Genomic DNA, 14,985 nt, shown 5'->3' with positions numbered 1-14,985 from the left:
CACACCCGGACGGCCGCGCCGTTGTGAGCCGTTAGTGTGGGGGGCCGTCCGAGATGCATGCCCCGCCAGTGGCGGGTTGATGCGTCCACCGCAGTCCAGCGAACCGGGGCCCGAACCTCGATGTCCGTGAACAGCCCAGCACCGGCCGTCCATCCGCCCGGTACCCCTGAGTTCCCGCGCCATGTCGTCACCGCCGTGCTCGTCGCGCACGACGGCGCGCGCTGGCTGCCCAAGGCCCTCCAGGGGCTGCTCGCGCAGGACCGTCCGGTCCAGGACGTCGTCGCCGCCGACACCGGCAGCGCCGACGACTCCGCCCGGCTGCTCGCCGAAGCCCTCGGCGACCAGCGGGTGCTGCACCTCGCCCGCCGCACCGGCTTCGGCGCCGCCGTCGAGGAGGCCGCCCGCTCCACCACACCCCTGACCGCGGACGACCTGCCCTACCTGCGCCGCCGCAGCGGCTGGGACCCCGTCAGCCGCACCTGGAACGACGACGCGTACGACGAGCCCGCCGAGCCGCAAGGCGACCCGATCCAGTGGCTGTGGCTGCTGCACGACGACTGCGAACCCGACCCCGGGGCGCTGGCCGCGCTGCTGCGCACCGCCGAGACCTCGCCGTCCGCCGCGATCATCGGCCCCAAGCTGCGCAGCTGGTACGACCGCCGCCAACTCCTGGAGACCGGCGTCTCCATCGCCCGCAGCGGACGCCGCTGGACCGGCCTGGAGCGCCGCGAGCAGGACCAGGGCCAGCACGACCAGGTCCGCCCCGTGCTGTCCGTCTCCTCCGCCGGCATGCTCGTGCGCCGCGACGTGTGGGAGGAACTCGGCGGCTTCGACCGGCGCCTGCCCCTCATGCGCGACGACGTCGACTTCTGCTGGCGCGCCCACGCCGCCGGCCACACCGTCCTGATCGCCCCCGACGCGGTGATGCGGCACGCCGAGGCCGCCTCCCGCGAACGCCGGCCCGTCGACTGCGCCGGCCGCTCCGCGGTCAACCCGCACCGCGTCGACAAGTCCGGCGCCGTCTACACCCTCCTGGCCAACACCCGCGGCCCGCTGCTGCCGTACGTCATGCTCCGCATCGTCGTCGGCACCCTGCTGCGCACCCTCGCCTACCTCGTCGGCAAGGTGCCCGGCCAGGCCGTCGACGAGATCGTCGGCCTGCTCGGCGTCCTGCTGCGTCCCGGCCGCGTACTCGCCGCCCGCCGCCGCCGAGGCCGCGGCGCCATACCGCCGTCCGAACTGCGCCCCCTGTTCCCGCCGCCCGGCGCGACCGTGCGCGCCACCGTCGACCAGGTCGTCAGCAACTTCGCCGGCCGCGCCGACGCCGCGACCGCTGCCGCCGGCCGCCATGGCGGCGCCGTCGAGTCCGGACCCGGGGACGAGGACGGCGACTTCCTGGAACTGGAGCAGTTCGGCCGGCTGAAACGGATCGCCCGCAAACCGGGGCCGGTGCTCTTCGCCGTCCTGCTCGTCGTCTCCCTGGCCGCCTGCCGCGGCCTGCTAGGCGGAGGAGCGCTGGCCGGCGGCGCCCTGCTCCCGGCCGACCCCGGCGCCTCCGACCTGTGGGACACCTACGCGGGCTCCTGGCACGCGCTCGGCAACGGCGGCACCCAGGCCGCGCCCCCGTACATCGCGGTCCTCGCGCTCTTCGCCACCGTGCTGTTCGGCTCCACCGGCCTGACCTTGACCCTGTTCCTGGTCGCCTCCGTGCCGCTGGCCGGCGTCACCGCCTACTTCGCCTCCCGGCCGCTGGTCGAGTCCCGCCTGCTGCGCGCCTGGGCGTCGGTCGCCTACGCCTTCCTGCCGGCCGCGACCGGCGCGCTGGCCGGCGGCCGCCTGGGCACCGCCGTCCTGGCGATCCTGCTGCCGCTCATGGCGCGTGCCGCGATCTCCTCCGCGGGCCTGCAACTGAGCGACTCCGCCATCGAGCGCGGCACCCGTCCCGGCTGGCGCGCCACCTGGGTGCTCGCCCTGATGCTCACCTTCACCACCGCGTTCACGCCCGTCACCTGGCCGATCGCCCTGGTGCTCGCCGCCGGAGCGATCGCCTGGCGCCTGGTGCGCGGACAGCAGCAGCTACTGGTGCCGCAGCTCCTGCGCTCCGCCGCCCTGGTCGTCACCCCGATGGTGCTCCTCGCTCCCTGGTCGCTGACCCTGCTCGCGCACCCCGGGCGCATGCTCAACGAGGCCGGCCTGGCGTACTCCACCAAGACCGCCTCCGGCCTCGACCTGCTCCTGCTCAGCCCCGGCGGCCCCAAGGCGTCCGGCGGCATCCTGCTGATCGGTGTGGTGCTGGCCGCCCTCGCCGCCCTGATGCGCGGCACCCGCCGCACCGCCATCGTCACCGCCTGGGCCGTCGCCCTGACCGGCCTGCTCTTCGCCGTCATCGAGAACGGCAAAGACTGGGCCGGTCCCGCCACCCTGGTCTACGGTCTCGCGCTGCTGGCCGCCGCCGCGATCGGCGCCGAGGGCGCCAACGAGCGGATCGCCGCCAGCGGTTTCGGCTGGCGCCAGCCGGTCGCCGCCCTGGTCGCCTTCGCCGCGGTCGCCGCCCCGCTGCTCGCCGCCTTCACCTGGGTCATCGACGGCGCCGACGGCCCGCTCAAGCGCGCCAACCCGCAGCAGGTGCCCGCGTTCGTCGCCGAGGAAGCAACCACCAGCGACCAGCCCCGCACCCTGGTGATCAGTGGCACCGAAGGCCACGTCGACTACGCTGTCGTGCGCGGCTCCGGCGCCCGGATAGGCGACGCGGAACTCGCCGCCGAGGCACCCCACGACCACGCCCTGGACACCGTGGTGGCCAACCTCGTCGCGGGGTCCGGCGCCGACCAGGGCAGCCGGCTCGCCGGATACGCGGTCCGCTACGTCCTGGCCCCCAAGGGCGCGCCCCACTCCTTCGGCCGCGTCCTCGACAGCACCCCCGGCCTGTCCCGGCTCAGCCAGTCGGACGGCACCGAGCTGTGGCAGGTCAACCAGAACGTCGCCCGCATCACCATCACCAGCAAGGGCGCCCAGCCCGTCAGCGTCCCCTCGGGCCGCATCCAGGCGCACACCAAGGTGCCCGCCGGCCCGACCGGCCGGGTGCTGCGCATCGCCGACACCGCCGGCCCCGGCTGGCACGCCACCCTCGACGGCTCCGCCCTCACCCCCGTCACGGTCGACGGCTGGGCGCAGGGCTTCGACCTGCCGGCCACCGGCGGCCGCCTGGACGTGACCTACAAGGAGCCGATCACCCACATCGGCTGGCTCGGTGTCCAGGCGCTCCTGCTGCTCGTCGTCGTCGTGCTCGCGCTGCCCGGCCGCCGTCAGGAGATCGACGACGACCTGCCCGACGCGGAGGGCGCCGTCACCGCCGACATCCCCGGCCAGGCCGCGGGCGAGGGCCGCCGCGCCCGCCGCCTGCAGGCAGCCGCGGACGCGGAGGCCGCCGAAGCCGCGCACGGGGCCACCGCGACCTCCGCCGCCGCGCCATCCCCCGCGTCGGTCGAGGAGCCCGATTCCCCGGACGCCCCCGCCGAACCCTTGCCGGTCCGCGTACCGCCCGCCCGGGAAGAGGCCCAGGAGGCCCAGGAAGCCGGTTACGACCAGCAGCCCGGCTATCCCGCCCCGGCCGGCGGCTACGACCCGTACGCGGCCCCTGAGGGCGCCGACGGCTACACGTACCAGGAGACCGGCTACCAGGAGGGCGGCTACCAAGAAGGCGGCTACCAAGAAGGCGGCTACCCGGACCCGTCCTACGCCCAGGGCGCCCCCGGCTGGGAGGGCGGGCAGCAGCCGTACCCGGCCGAGCCCGGGACGTACGACCAGCAGGCGTACGGCGACTCCTACGGCTACCCGGCGCAGCCCGGCTACGACCCCTACGCGTCGCAGCAGCCCGCCCAGGACGGCCAGGCGCCGTACGAACAGGGCTACGGCGAGCAGCAGCAGGAGTACGGCGAGCAGCAGGGCCAGGAAGGCCAGGGCGGCGGGCAGCAGCAGGGCCAGGACGGCCAGGGCGGCGGGCAGCAGCAGGGCCAGGACGGCCAGGGCGGCGGGCAGCAGCCGTACCCCGACCAGGCCGGCTACGCCGACCCCGCCCCGTACTACGCAGATGGCGACCAGCGCCGCGATGGGAGCGACTACCGGTGAACCGCAGCACCCTGTCCCTGGCCGGTGCCGTGGTCGCGCTCGCCGTCCTGACCGGCGCGGCCTCGATGACCGGCGGAGACGACTCGCACACCGCCCCTGCGGCGTCCGCGTCGCGCCTGCCGGTCCAGCGCAGCACCCTGCTGTGCCCCGAGCCGTCGACGTCGGAGTTCGCCGACACCACGTACACGTCCTTCACGCCGCCCGGCAGCGGTTCGGGCACCGGCGCGTCCGGCGGCGACGCCACGCTGCTGCCGGCCACCCCCAAACCCAAGGCGCTCAAGCCGCTCACCTCCACCGGCAAGCCCGTCACGTCGTCCACCGACAAGTCGGACTCGCCCGCCCTCATCGGCACGGCGAACGGCCCCCTGGCGCCCGGGTGGAGCGTGCAGCAGACGACCGTCGTGAGCGACGGCCCCGGCCGCGGCCTGCTCGGCACCTCGTGTGTCGCCCCCGACAGCGAGTTCTGGTTCCCCGGTGCCAGCACCCAGGACGGCCGCCAGGACTACGTCCACCTGGTCAACCCCGACGAGACCCCCGCCGTGGTGGATGTCGACCTGTACGGCAAGGACGGCCAGCTCAAGGGCTCGACCGGGGACGGCATCACGGTCCCGGGCAACAGCTCCAAGCCGGTGCTTCTGTCCACGCTCATCGCCGACAAGGTCCAGGACCTGACCGTGCACGTCGTCGCGCGCAGCGGCCGGGTCGGCGCGGCCGTGCAGGCCACCGACAACAAGGCCGGCACCGACTGGCTGCCGGCCGCCGCCCAGCCCGCCGGCGACCTCGTCATGCCGGGCATCCCCGCCGACGCCACCGACGTCCGCCTGATCGCCTATGCGCCCGGCTCCGACGACGCCGACCTGACGCTGAAGCTCGCCACCTCCACCGGCTCGATCACCCCGGCCGGCCACGAGACGCTGCACGTGAGGAGCGGCATGACCACGGCCGTCGACCTCGGGGACCTCACCAAGGGCGACGCCGGGTCCCTGGTCATCGGATCGAGCACCTCGCACTCCCCGGTACCGGTGGTGGCCGCGCTGCGGATCACCCGCGGCAAGGGCAGCAAGCAGGAGATCGCCTTCCTGCCCGCGACCAGCCCGATCGACCGGCAGGCGACCGTCGCCGACAACCGCGCCAAGGGCTCCACGCTCGCCCTGACCGCCACCGGCAAGGACGTCAGCGTGAAGATCACCTCCTCGGCGGGCTCCACCGCGGGCACCGGGGCCGGCAAGACGGTCACCGTCAAGGCGGGCTCGACCCTGTCCATGGCCCCCCCGGAGCCCTCCGGCCTCAAGGGCTCCTACGCGGTGACCGTGCAGCGGCTGTCCGGCGGGCAGTTGTACGCGTCACGGATGCTGGCGCTGCCGCTCGACGGGGTGCCGATGTTCACGATCCAGCCGATGCCGGACGACCAGGGGATGGTCGACGTGCCGCAGGCCGCATCCGACCTGCGCGTCCTTCAGCACTAGCGTCCTGGGGCGCCTGGCTCCCGGGGGTGCGTGACCGCCTTGGGCGCCTGGCCTCCGGGGGTGCGTGACGGCCTAGGGTGCTTGGCCTCCTGGGGCGCCTGGCGTCCTAGGGTTGCAGGCGCCGTCGTGCCGCCTTCGCACCCAGGGTGTGAAGGCGGCGCTCACTCCTCGCCGTATTTGGGGTCGACGTTCTCCGGCGACAGCCCCAGCAGCTCGGCGACCTGCTCGACGACGATCTCGTGCACCAGCAGCGCCCGCTCGTCGCGGCCCTTGGCGCGGATCTCCACCGGGCGGCGGTAGACCACGATCCGGCTCGGCCGGTCCTTCGCCGCGCCGATCAGCCGCCCGAGCGGCACCGGGTCGTCGTCGGACGGCGGAGTGTCCTGCGGCCAGGGAACGTCCTGCACGGCGAACTCCACGTCGGCCAGCTGCGGCCAGCGCCGCTCCAACCGGTCGGCGGCATCGCGCACCAGGTCGTCGAAGGCGTCGGCCCGGCTGAGCGCGAGCGGCACCTGCGGGGGCGCGATGGGCCCGCGCATGCCGCGGCCGTGGCGGTCGCGGTGCCGCGGCCGAGGCGCGGGCTGGGGCGGGGGAGTGGGGGCCGAACTGTCCATCAGCGTGAGCCTAGCCCCCGAGACGGGTACGCACAGCAGGGCGTCACCTCCACCCGCGCCCGGCCCGCCGTACGGGCGAGCCGCGCCCCGGCCGGGAGCCGCGTCTGCGACCGCGACAGTGACCGGTTACTGCCGGATACGTTTCCCGTTGGGACCGGATCGGGCCACAGAAGTGACGGATATCCGCCAGCCGGCATGCGAACCCGACGCACGTGACGACGGCGGCCAGAGCGTTACTCTCGGTATCCGCTTCTGGCGCTCCGACGGTTGCCGCAGGTCAGCCTCGTACATCCGGCGTAGCCGGCCCCGAACGGCGCCGAGCGACACGACCGGGTGACCTGGCGGAGAGTCGTCGCGGCCCGCTCAAGAGTGCGGTACCGTCCAACCTCGTGAGCCCTGTACGTCGCTGTTCGCGCACCGCTTGCGGCCGCCCCGCCGTCGCGACACTGACGTACGTCTACGCGGACTCCACAGCCGTGCTCGGCCCGCTGGCCACGTACGCCGAACCCCACTGCTACGACCTGTGCTCGGAGCACTCCGAGCGGCTCACCGCGCCGCGCGGCTGGGAGGTCGTCCGCCTGGCCACCGACACCGGCCCGGTCCGGCCCAGCGGCGACGACCTCGAAGCCCTCGCCAACGCGGTCAGGGAAGCGGCCCGCCCGCACGAACGCGGCCAGGGCGGTGCGGCCACCGCGCGCGACATCGACCCGGTGGAGGTCGCCCGGCGCGGGCACCTGCGGGTCCTGCGGTCACCGGACCAGTAGGCCCGCCGGCCCCGGACCGCGTCTCGGATAGGTTGTCCGGACCGGACCGCCCGGGACCGTAACGCAAAGGTGTGCAGTGCCCCAATCATCGGGTTCTTCGGCGTCACCCGACCTGTCGCAGATCATCAAGGCGTACGACATCCGCGGAGTCGTCCCCGACCAGTGGGACGAGCCGCTCGCCGAGGTCTTCGGCGCCGCTTTCGCCACGGTCACCGGCGCCACCGCCGTCGTCGTCGGCCACGACATGCGGCCTTCCTCGCCCGGGCTGTCCCACGCCTTCGCGCGTGGCGCCGCCTCCAGGGGCGCGGACGTGACCGAGATCGGCCTGTGCTCCACCGACGAGCTGTACTTCGCCAGCGGCCGTCTCGACCTGCCCGGCGCGATGTTCACCGCCAGCCACAACCCCGCCCGGTACAACGGCATCAAGATGTGCCGGGCCGGTGCCGCACCCGTCGGCCAGGACACCGGCCTCGCCGAGATCCGCGACCTGGCCGAGCAGTGGTCCGCGACCGGGCTGCCGGCCGGCGCCGCCACCCCGGGCACCATCACCACCCGCGACGTCCTCGGCGACTACGCGGGCTTCCTGCGCTCCCTGGTCGACCTGTCCGGCATCCGCCCGCTGAAGGTCGTCGTGGACGCGGGGAACGGGATGGGCGGCCACACTGTGCCGACCGTCCTGGACGGCCTGCCGATCGACCTGGTGCCGATGTACTTCGAGCTCGACGGCACCTTCCCCAACCACGAGGCCAACCCGCTCGACCCGAAGAACCTCGTCGACCTCCAGGAGAAGGTCCGCGAGACCGGCGCCGACCTCGGCCTCGCCTTCGACGGCGACGCGGACCGCTGCTTCGCGGTGGACGAACGCGGCGAACCCGTCTCCCCCTCGGCCGTCACCGCGCTGGTCGCCGCCCGCGAGCTGGCCAAGCACCCGGGCGCCGCCGTCATCCACAACCTGATCACCTCCCGCTCGGTGCCCGAGGTCATCGCCGAGCACGGCGGCACCGCGGTGCGTACCCGCGTCGGCCACTCCTTCATCAAGCAGCGGATGGCACAGACGGGCGCCGTCTTCGGTGGCGAGCACTCCGCGCACTACTACTTCCGCGAGTTCTGGAACGCCGACACGGGCATGCTCGCCGCGCTCCACCTGCTGGCCGCCCTCGGCTCCCAGGAGGGCTCGCTGTCCGCCCTCGTCGCCTCCTACGACCGCTACGCGGGCTCCGGCGAGATCAACAGCACCGTCGCCGACCAGGCCGGCCGCACCGCCGCCGTACGGGCCGCGTTCTCGGCGGAGGAGGGCGTCAGCTTCGACGAACTCGACGGCCTGACCGTCTCCACCCCCGACTGGTGGTTCAACCTGCGCGCGTCCAACACCGAGCCGCTGCTGCGGCTCAACGTCGAGGCCCGCGACGCCGCGACGGTCGGGCTCCTGCGCGACCGGGTGCTCGCCATCGTCCGCGGCTGACCGCGCTGTCCCCGCTGTCCTCGCCGGGCCGACAGGCCTGTACGGCGGCGCCGTTCGGCTGGTTGCCGGCAGGGACCGGGCGTCCGGGCGGCGCCGTACCGCGGCCCGGATGGGCCGCCCGGCACCCGGCCGCGCCCGGACGGGAGCCGGCAAGCGGGCGGGTCCGACCCGCCACCGGGCACGGCGATAGGCTGAACCCGCAGGCCGCAACGGCCCACGACCGCCGCAACCCGCACGGAGGACCCGCCATGCCGCTCGTCGAACCCAGCCTCCTGGAGATCCTTGCCTGCCCGGCCTGCCACGCGCCCCTGCGCGAGGACGACGCCGCGGCCGAACTCCTGTGCACCTCCGACACCTGTGGCCTGGCCTACCCCGTGCGCGACGACATCCCCGTGCTCCTCGTCGACGAGGCCCGCCGCCCCGCCTGACCCCAGGCCGTACCCGCACCCGACCGGGAGGTCGTGTTGTTCGACGAGTCGCTGTTGGAGGACCCCGACGCGCTCGCCCGCGCCGACGTCCACGGACTGCTGCGCGGCGTCGCCGCGGCCGGCGCACGGGTGCGCACCGCCCTGCGCCTCGCCGAGGAAGCGGGCTTGGCCGAACTGCGGCCCGACGGCCGTCCGCGGGCGCTGCTCATCGCGGGCAGCGGTCCCGAGGCCGCCGCCGTCGCCGACCTGTTCGCCGCGCTCGGCTCCGGTGCGGCCCCGGTCCAGTTGCTCACCCCGACCGGCCCCACGCCGGCGCAGGCCCGCTGGACCCTGCCCGGCTGGACCGGCCCCCTCGACCTGCTGCTCCTGCTCAGCGAGCACGGCACCGAGCAGGGCCTCACCGACCTCGTCGAGCAGGCGTACCGCCGCGGCTGCACCGCCGCCGCCGTCACCCCGGCCAGAGCCCCGCTGGCCGACGCCGTCGGACAGGTCCACGGCATCGCGCTGCCCTTCGCCGGTCCGGGCGGCGGCTTCGACTCCGCCGACGACGTCGCCCCGGCGACGACCGACACCGGCGCGTTCTGGGCACTGCTCACCCCGGTGCTGGCCCTCATCGGCCGGATCGGCCTGATCAGCGCATCCACCAGCGCCCTCCAGGCCGTCGCCGACCGGCTCGACGCGATCGCCGCCCGCTGCGGCCCGGCCGTCGCGACCTACAGCAACCCGGCCAAGACCCTCGCCGCCGAACTCGACGGCTCCCTGCCCCTGTTGTGGAGCCAGGGCCCGGTCGCCGCCGCCGGTGCGCGCCGCTTCGCGACCGTCCTCGCCACCCGCGCCGGTCGGCCCGCACTCGCCGCCGAACTGCCTGCCGCCCTCACCGCTCACGGCCCCCTGCAGGCCGGCGCCCACACCCTGGCCGGCGACCCCGACGACTTCTTCCGCGACCGGGTCGAGGACACCCAGGAACTGCGACTGCGCATCGTCCTGTTCCAGGAGGCCCCCGACCAGCCCGGCTCCGCGGCACCCGCCGCCCGCGAGCAGGCATACGCCCACGACACCCCGCTCAGCGAGATCACCGCTCCCGGCGGTGGCCCGCTCGACACCGCCGCAGAACTCCTCGCCCTCACCGACTTCGCCGCCGCGTACCTGGCTGTCGCCTCGACCGAGAGACCATGACCGGAATGAACCGCCTCACCAACACCATCCGCCCCTACGCCTGGGGCTCCACCACCGCCATCCCCGAACTCCTCGGCACCGCGCCCACCGGCGAGCCCCAAGCCGAACTGTGGATGGGCGCCCACCCCGGAGCCCCCTCCCGCATCGACCGCGGCCAGGGCCCCGTCGCCCTCGACGCCGTCATCGACGCGGACCCCACCGCGGAACTCGGCGAAGCAGCCGTCAAGCGCTTCGGCCCCCGCCTGCCCTTCCTGTTCAAGGTCCTCGCCGCCGGCGCGCCCCTCTCCCTCCAGGTCCACCCCGACCTCGCCCAGGCCGCGGCCGGTTACGCCGAGGAGGAGGCCCGCGGGATTCCCCTGGACGCCCCGCAGCGCAACTACAAGGACGCCAACCACAAGCCCGAGATGATCGTCGCGCTGTCGCCCTTCGACGGCCTGTGCGGCTTCCGCCGGCCCGCGGAGGGCGCCGACCTCATCGACGCCCTGGGTGTCCCCACCCTCACGCCCTACGTCGACATCCTGCGCGCCCACCCCGAGGACCGCGCCCTGCGCGAGGTCCTCGCGGCCGTCCTCGGCGCGGACCCCGCCGCCATGGCCGAGACCGTACGCGCCGCCACCGAGGCCGCCGCCCGCCTGGCAACGACCCCCGGCACCTCCCACGCCGCCGCCTACGCCGCCTACGCCAAGGCCGCCCACAGCTTCCCAGGCGACCGCGGCATCATCGCCGCGATGCTGCTCAACCACGTACGCCTCCAGCCCGGCGAAGCCCTCTACCTCGGTGCCGGCGTTCCGCACGCCTACCTCGACGGGCTCGGCGTCGAGATCATGGCCAACTCCGACAACGTCCTGCGCTGCGGCCTCACCCCCAAGCACATCGACGTACCCGAACTCCTGCGCATCGTCCGCTTCGAGGCCGGCGACCCGGGCGTGCTCCGTCCTGAGGCCGCGCCCGACGGCGAGGAGCTCTACCCGGCCCCCATCGACGAGTTCCGCCTCTCCCGCTACCTGCTCGCCCCCGGCGCCGACCCCCGCACACTGCCCGCCGGCACCCCGCAGATCCTGCTGTGCACCAGCGGCGAGATCCGCCTGCGCACCGTCGACGCCTCCCACGCCTCCTCCTCTCCTGCCGCCACCCTCACCCTCTCCCAGGGCGAATCCGCCTACGTCCCAGCCGGCGAACGCACCGAACTCACCGGCCAGGGAACCGTCTTCCGGGCGACCGTGACCGCGTAGCCCGCCTGACGCACCGCCAGACGACCGGGACACCGCCACAGGGCTCTGCGACAATGCCCGTCCGCACCCCCCCCGAACCGACGGGTTCCGAGCGCCCGCCGACCGAGCCGACCGAAAGGACACCCACCACCCATGAGCGCGTCAGGCGGAAGCAAGGCGATCATCGCGGCCCTCAGCGCCAACCTCGCGATCGCCGTCGCCAAGTTCGTCGCCTTCGCGTTCAGCGGCTCGTCCTCGATGCTCGCCGAAGGCGTGCACTCCGTGGCCGACTCCGGCAACCAGGCGCTCCTCCTCATCGGCGGCAAGAAGGCCAAGCGCGCCGCGAACGACGAACACCCCTTCGGCTACGGCCGCGAACGCTACGTCTACGCCTTCCTCGTCTCGATCGTCCTGTTCTCCGTCGGCGGCATGTTCGCCCTCTACGAGGGCTACGAGAAGATCAGCCACCCGCACCCCGTCGATCACTGGTACTGGCCGGTCGGCGTCCTGGTCTTCGCGATCCTCGCCGAGGGCTCCTCCTTCCGTACCGCGATGAAGGAGTCCAACCACACCCGCGGCGACCTGTCCTGGGCCGAGTTCATCCGCCGCGCCAAGGCACCCGAACTCCCCATCGTTCTGCTGGAGGACTTCGGCGCCCTGATCGGCCTCGTCCTCGCCCTGGCCGGCGTCGGTATCGCCCTCGCCACCGGCAGCGGCGTCTGGGACGGTATCGGCACCCTGTGCATCGGAACTCTCCTCATCTGCATCGCACTTGTCCTCGCCGCTGAGACCAAGTCCCTGCTGATCGGCGAAGGCGCCGGTCCTGAGGTCAGCGACCGCATCCGCACCGCCATCGCCGACGGGGACACCGTCACCGGTGTCATCCACATGCGCACCCTCCACCTCGGCCCGGAAGAACTCCTGGTCGCCGCGAAGATCGCCGTGGACCACGACGACACCGCCGTCCAGGTCGCCGCCGCCATTGACGCGGCCGAAGAACGTATCCGCGCCGCAGTGCCGATCGCCCGCGTCATCTATCTCGAACCCGACATCTACAGCGCGGCCGCCGCCGCGGCGGGCCCCGACCCCGACCAGACCCCCGGCGGCCGCTGACCGCGACCCCCTGCGGCAGAAGCGCCGTCCGGTGTAGATTCATACGTAGCCAGACGTCGCTGCTGATGGCGGTCGGGCGGTCATCGCACAACGACCGGCCGAGGGAGAGAGGGCCTCCGACGGATTGCGCTGCCACAAGGGGACAGGTGTGTCCGTAGTACTCGGAACGCCATGCCGCACGGCAGCGCCGTGTCCATGTCCACCTCGACCACCACGAGGAGCAGCCCGTATGACCACCACCGCCACCGACTTCAAGGTCGCGGACCTCTCCCTTGCCGCGTTCGGTCGCAAGGAGATCACCCTCGCCGAGCACGAGATGCCCGGCCTGATGTCCCTGCGCTCCGAGTACGCCGCCGCTCAGCCGCTGGCCGGCGCTCGCATCACCGGCTCGCTGCACATGACGGTGCAGACCGCCGTCCTCATCGAGACCCTCGTCGCCCTCGGCGCGCAGGTCCGCTGGGCATCCTGCAACATCTTCTCCACCCAGGACCACGCCGCGGCGGCCATCGCCGTAGGCCCCGAGGGCACCGCGGACAACCCGCAGGGTGTCCCCGTCTTCGCCTGGAAGGGCGAAAGCCTCGAAGAGTACTGGTGGTGCACGGAGCAGGCTCTGACCTGGCCGAACACCCCCACCGGCGGCCCCAACATGATCTTGGACGACGGCGGTGACGCCACGCTCCTGGTGCACAAGGGCGTCGAGTTCGAGAAGGCCGGCGCTGTCCCCGCCACCGCCGCTGACGACAGCGAGGAGTACGGCTACATCGTCGACCTGCTGCGCCGCACCATCTCCGCGAGCCCGCAGAAGTGGACCCAACTGGCCTCCGAGATCCGCGGCGTCACCGAGGAGACCACCACCGGCGTCCACCGCCTGTACGAGATGCAGCAGGAAGGCACGCTGCTCTTCCCGGCGATCAACGTCAACGACGCGGTCACCAAGTCGAAGTTCGACAACAAGTACGGCTGCCGCCACTCGCTGGTTGACGGCATCAACCGCGCCACCGACGTCCTCATCGGCGGCAAGGTCGCCGTGGTCTGCGGCTACGGCGATGTCGGCAAGGGCTGTGCCGAGTCGCTGCGCGGCCAGGGCGCCCGCGTCATCATCACCGAGATCGACCCGATCTGCGCGCTGCAGGCCGCGATGGACGGATACCAGGTCGCCACCCTCGATGACGTCGTCGAGACCGCCGACATCTTCGTCACCACCACCGGCAACCGCGACATCATCATGGCCTCCGACATGGCCCGGATGAAGCACCAGGCGATCGTCGGCAACATCGGCCACTTCGACAACGAGATCGACATGGCCGGTCTCGCCAAGATCCCCGGCATCGTCAAGGACGAGGTCAAGCCGCAGGTCCACACCTGGACCTTCTCCGAGGGCAAGACGCTGATCGTGCTCTCCGAGGGCCGCCTGCTGAACCTCGGCAACGCGACCGGCCACCCCTCCTTCGTGATGTCCAACTCCTTCACGGACCAGACCCTGGCCCAGATCGAGCTGTTCACGAAGCCCGAGGAGTACCCGATCGGCGTCTACGTGCTCCCGAAGCACCTCGACGAGAAGGTCGCCCGCCTCCACCTGGACGCGTTGGGCGTCAGGCTCACCACGCTCCGGCCCGAGCAGGCGTCCTACATCGGCGTCAAGGTCGAGGGCCCCTACAAGCCGGACCACTACCGCTACTGACCGGCGTAGTCGCGAGCCCGCGCGACTCACCCAGCGGCGAACAGATCCACCGCGCACCGGCCCCCGTCTCGCCTGCGAGGCGGGGGCCTTGCCAGACCCCGAAACCGGACGATGCCCCGCGGCCGCTACTCCTTCTACGACACGCATGACCACACTCCCCTGGGTGCAGAACACTTCCATTGCGCCACCGGCCCCTCCGGCTGGCGCTACACCGCGCAGACCACTACGCCCGAAGGCGCACACGCGGGATCGATCGACCTCACCATCGACGACCTCGGCCGTCCCATCCGCCTCGAGCTGCACGCCGCCGCATGGCAGGTCCGCGCAGCCGCGATCGACGGCGTCACCTGGGTCAGAACAGACCCGACCGGCGAGTACGCCCAAGAAGGCAACGCGCCCGCGCACGCGTTCACCGGTCTATCGCCGGCGTTCCTGATCGCCACCGCCCGGCTGCTCCGCCTCGAACCGGGCGCGCCGGCCACCCGCGTACGTCTCGTGTCATTCCAGGCCCCCGTCCTCGCACCGCTCACCGTCGACCAGTCCTGGTCGCTCCTCACAAGGACAGCACATTCCACGGACAGCGGTTTGCTGCCTGTGGATAACTTCCGCGTGGACGACCTGGCCACCGGCGATCAGTACGACGTCCACCTCGCCGGCGACGTGGTCCTGGCCGCGCCGGGCATCGAGCTGGAGGACCTCGACACGCCACCGTCCACCTTCGGCTGATTTGACGCGTGCCTGGGTCGGATGTAGGTTAGAACGGTTGTCGCGAGCCGGACTCGTCCGGGATGACGCGCGAGAACCTTGTCGCTTCGCTTGCCGAAGGCACCAACCCCCAGTCGAGAGAAATCTTGAGTCGGGCATCCGTGTCTCCGAAAGGCGGGTGGTAATTCCGACCGAAAAGCTTCTGCTAAGGTTGGAACACAACGAAGGGAAAGCCCG

General features: G+C 72.9%; 11 protein-coding genes. 10 read left to right on the top strand and 1 reads right to left on the bottom strand.

Annotation, left to right across the window (positions count from 1 at the left end; genetic code table 11):
* Nucleotides 1-120 precede the first annotated feature (120 nt).
* The gene (locus tag OG370_RS15675) at nucleotides 121-4,128 is read left to right on the top strand and encodes a glycosyltransferase (protein ID WP_328464684.1); all 4,008 of its coding nucleotides are present in this window, start codon (nucleotides 121-123) and stop codon (nucleotides 4,126-4,128) included.
* Nucleotides 4,125-5,594, top strand: coding sequence for a DUF5719 family protein (locus OG370_RS15670; protein ID WP_328464682.1), 1,470 nt, complete (start codon nucleotides 4,125-4,127; stop codon nucleotides 5,592-5,594). Before OG370_RS15675 ends, OG370_RS15670 begins: the two co-directional genes overlap by 4 nt.
* Nucleotides 5,595-5,755: 161 nt before the next feature.
* Here OG370_RS15670 and OG370_RS15665 read toward each other — a convergent pair whose 3' ends face one another.
* Complete coding sequence (locus OG370_RS15665) at nucleotides 5,756-6,208, bottom strand: metallopeptidase family protein (protein WP_328464680.1); 453 nt, start codon at nucleotides 6,206-6,208, stop codon at nucleotides 5,756-5,758.
* Nucleotides 6,209-6,546: 338 nt separating this feature from the next.
* Here OG370_RS15665 and OG370_RS15660 point away from each other — a divergent pair, with 338 nt between their 5' ends.
* The 8 genes from OG370_RS15660 (at nucleotide 6,547) to OG370_RS15625 (ending at nucleotide 14,769) form a co-directional block, all read left to right on the top strand.
* Nucleotides 6,547-6,972 (top strand): DUF3499 domain-containing protein, encoded by a 426-nt coding sequence (locus OG370_RS15660; RefSeq protein WP_328474135.1) that lies wholly within the window; start codon nucleotides 6,547-6,549, stop codon nucleotides 6,970-6,972.
* Between the two features lie 76 nt (nucleotides 6,973-7,048).
* The gene (locus OG370_RS15655) at nucleotides 7,049-8,434 is read left to right on the top strand and encodes a phosphomannomutase/phosphoglucomutase (protein ID WP_328464678.1); all 1,386 of its coding nucleotides are present in this window, start codon (nucleotides 7,049-7,051) and stop codon (nucleotides 8,432-8,434) included.
* 248 nt (nucleotides 8,435-8,682) lie between these two features.
* Complete coding sequence (locus OG370_RS15650) at nucleotides 8,683-8,862, top strand: Trm112 family protein (RefSeq protein WP_328464676.1); 180 nt, start codon at nucleotides 8,683-8,685, stop codon at nucleotides 8,860-8,862.
* A 36-nt stretch (nucleotides 8,863-8,898) separates the two neighbouring features.
* Nucleotides 8,899-10,038 (top strand): SIS domain-containing protein, encoded by a 1,140-nt coding sequence (locus tag OG370_RS15645; protein ID WP_328474133.1) that lies wholly within the window; start codon nucleotides 8,899-8,901, stop codon nucleotides 10,036-10,038.
* Between the two features lie 5 nt (nucleotides 10,039-10,043).
* Nucleotides 10,044-11,270 carry a mannose-6-phosphate isomerase, class I gene (gene manA, locus OG370_RS15640; protein ID WP_328464674.1) on the top strand — a complete coding sequence of 409 codons (1,227 nt, stop codon included), beginning with the start codon at nucleotides 10,044-10,046 and terminating at the stop codon, nucleotides 11,268-11,270.
* A gap of 132 nt (nucleotides 11,271-11,402) precedes the next feature.
* Nucleotides 11,403-12,362 (top strand): cation diffusion facilitator family transporter, encoded by a 960-nt coding sequence (locus OG370_RS15635; RefSeq protein ID WP_328464672.1) that lies wholly within the window; start codon nucleotides 11,403-11,405, stop codon nucleotides 12,360-12,362.
* A gap of 229 nt (nucleotides 12,363-12,591) precedes the next feature.
* Entirely contained in the window at nucleotides 12,592-14,043 is a 1,452-nt protein-coding gene (gene ahcY, locus OG370_RS15630; protein WP_328464670.1) for an adenosylhomocysteinase, read from the top strand.
* 111 nt (nucleotides 14,044-14,154) lie between these two features.
* Nucleotides 14,155-14,769 (top strand): hypothetical protein, encoded by a 615-nt coding sequence (locus OG370_RS15625; protein ID WP_328464668.1) that lies wholly within the window; start codon nucleotides 14,155-14,157, stop codon nucleotides 14,767-14,769.
* Nucleotides 14,770-14,985: the final 216 nt, after the last annotated feature.

The organism is Streptomyces sp. NBC_00448 (genome assembly GCF_036014115.1).
Taxonomy (GTDB): Bacteria; Actinomycetota; Actinomycetes; order Streptomycetales; family Streptomycetaceae; genus Actinacidiphila.
This window is presented reverse-complemented; position numbering and strand designations above follow the sequence as displayed.

Bases quoted from the DNA above. Each gene is read 5' to 3' on its own strand.
- OG370_RS15675 (WP_328464684.1), top strand. From the start codon at position 121: ATGTCCGTGAACAGCCCAGCACCGGCCGTCCATCCGCCCGGTACCCCT.
- OG370_RS15650 (WP_328464676.1), top strand. From the start codon at position 8,683: ATGCCGCTCGTCGAACCCAGCCTCCTGGAGATCCTTGCCTGCCCGGCC.
- manA (WP_328464674.1), top strand. From the start codon at position 10,044: ATGAACCGCCTCACCAACACCATCCGCCCCTACGCCTGGGGCTCCACC.
- ahcY (WP_328464670.1), top strand. From the start codon at position 12,592: ATGACCACCACCGCCACCGACTTCAAGGTCGCGGACCTCTCCCTTGCC.
- OG370_RS15635 (WP_328464672.1), top strand. From the start codon at position 11,403: ATGAGCGCGTCAGGCGGAAGCAAGGCGATCATCGCGGCCCTCAGCGCC.
- OG370_RS15665 (WP_328464680.1), bottom strand. From the start codon at position 6,208: ATGGACAGTTCGGCCCCCACTCCCCCGCCCCAGCCCGCGCCTCGGCCG.
- OG370_RS15625 (WP_328464668.1), top strand. From the start codon at position 14,155: ATGCCCCGCGGCCGCTACTCCTTCTACGACACGCATGACCACACTCCC.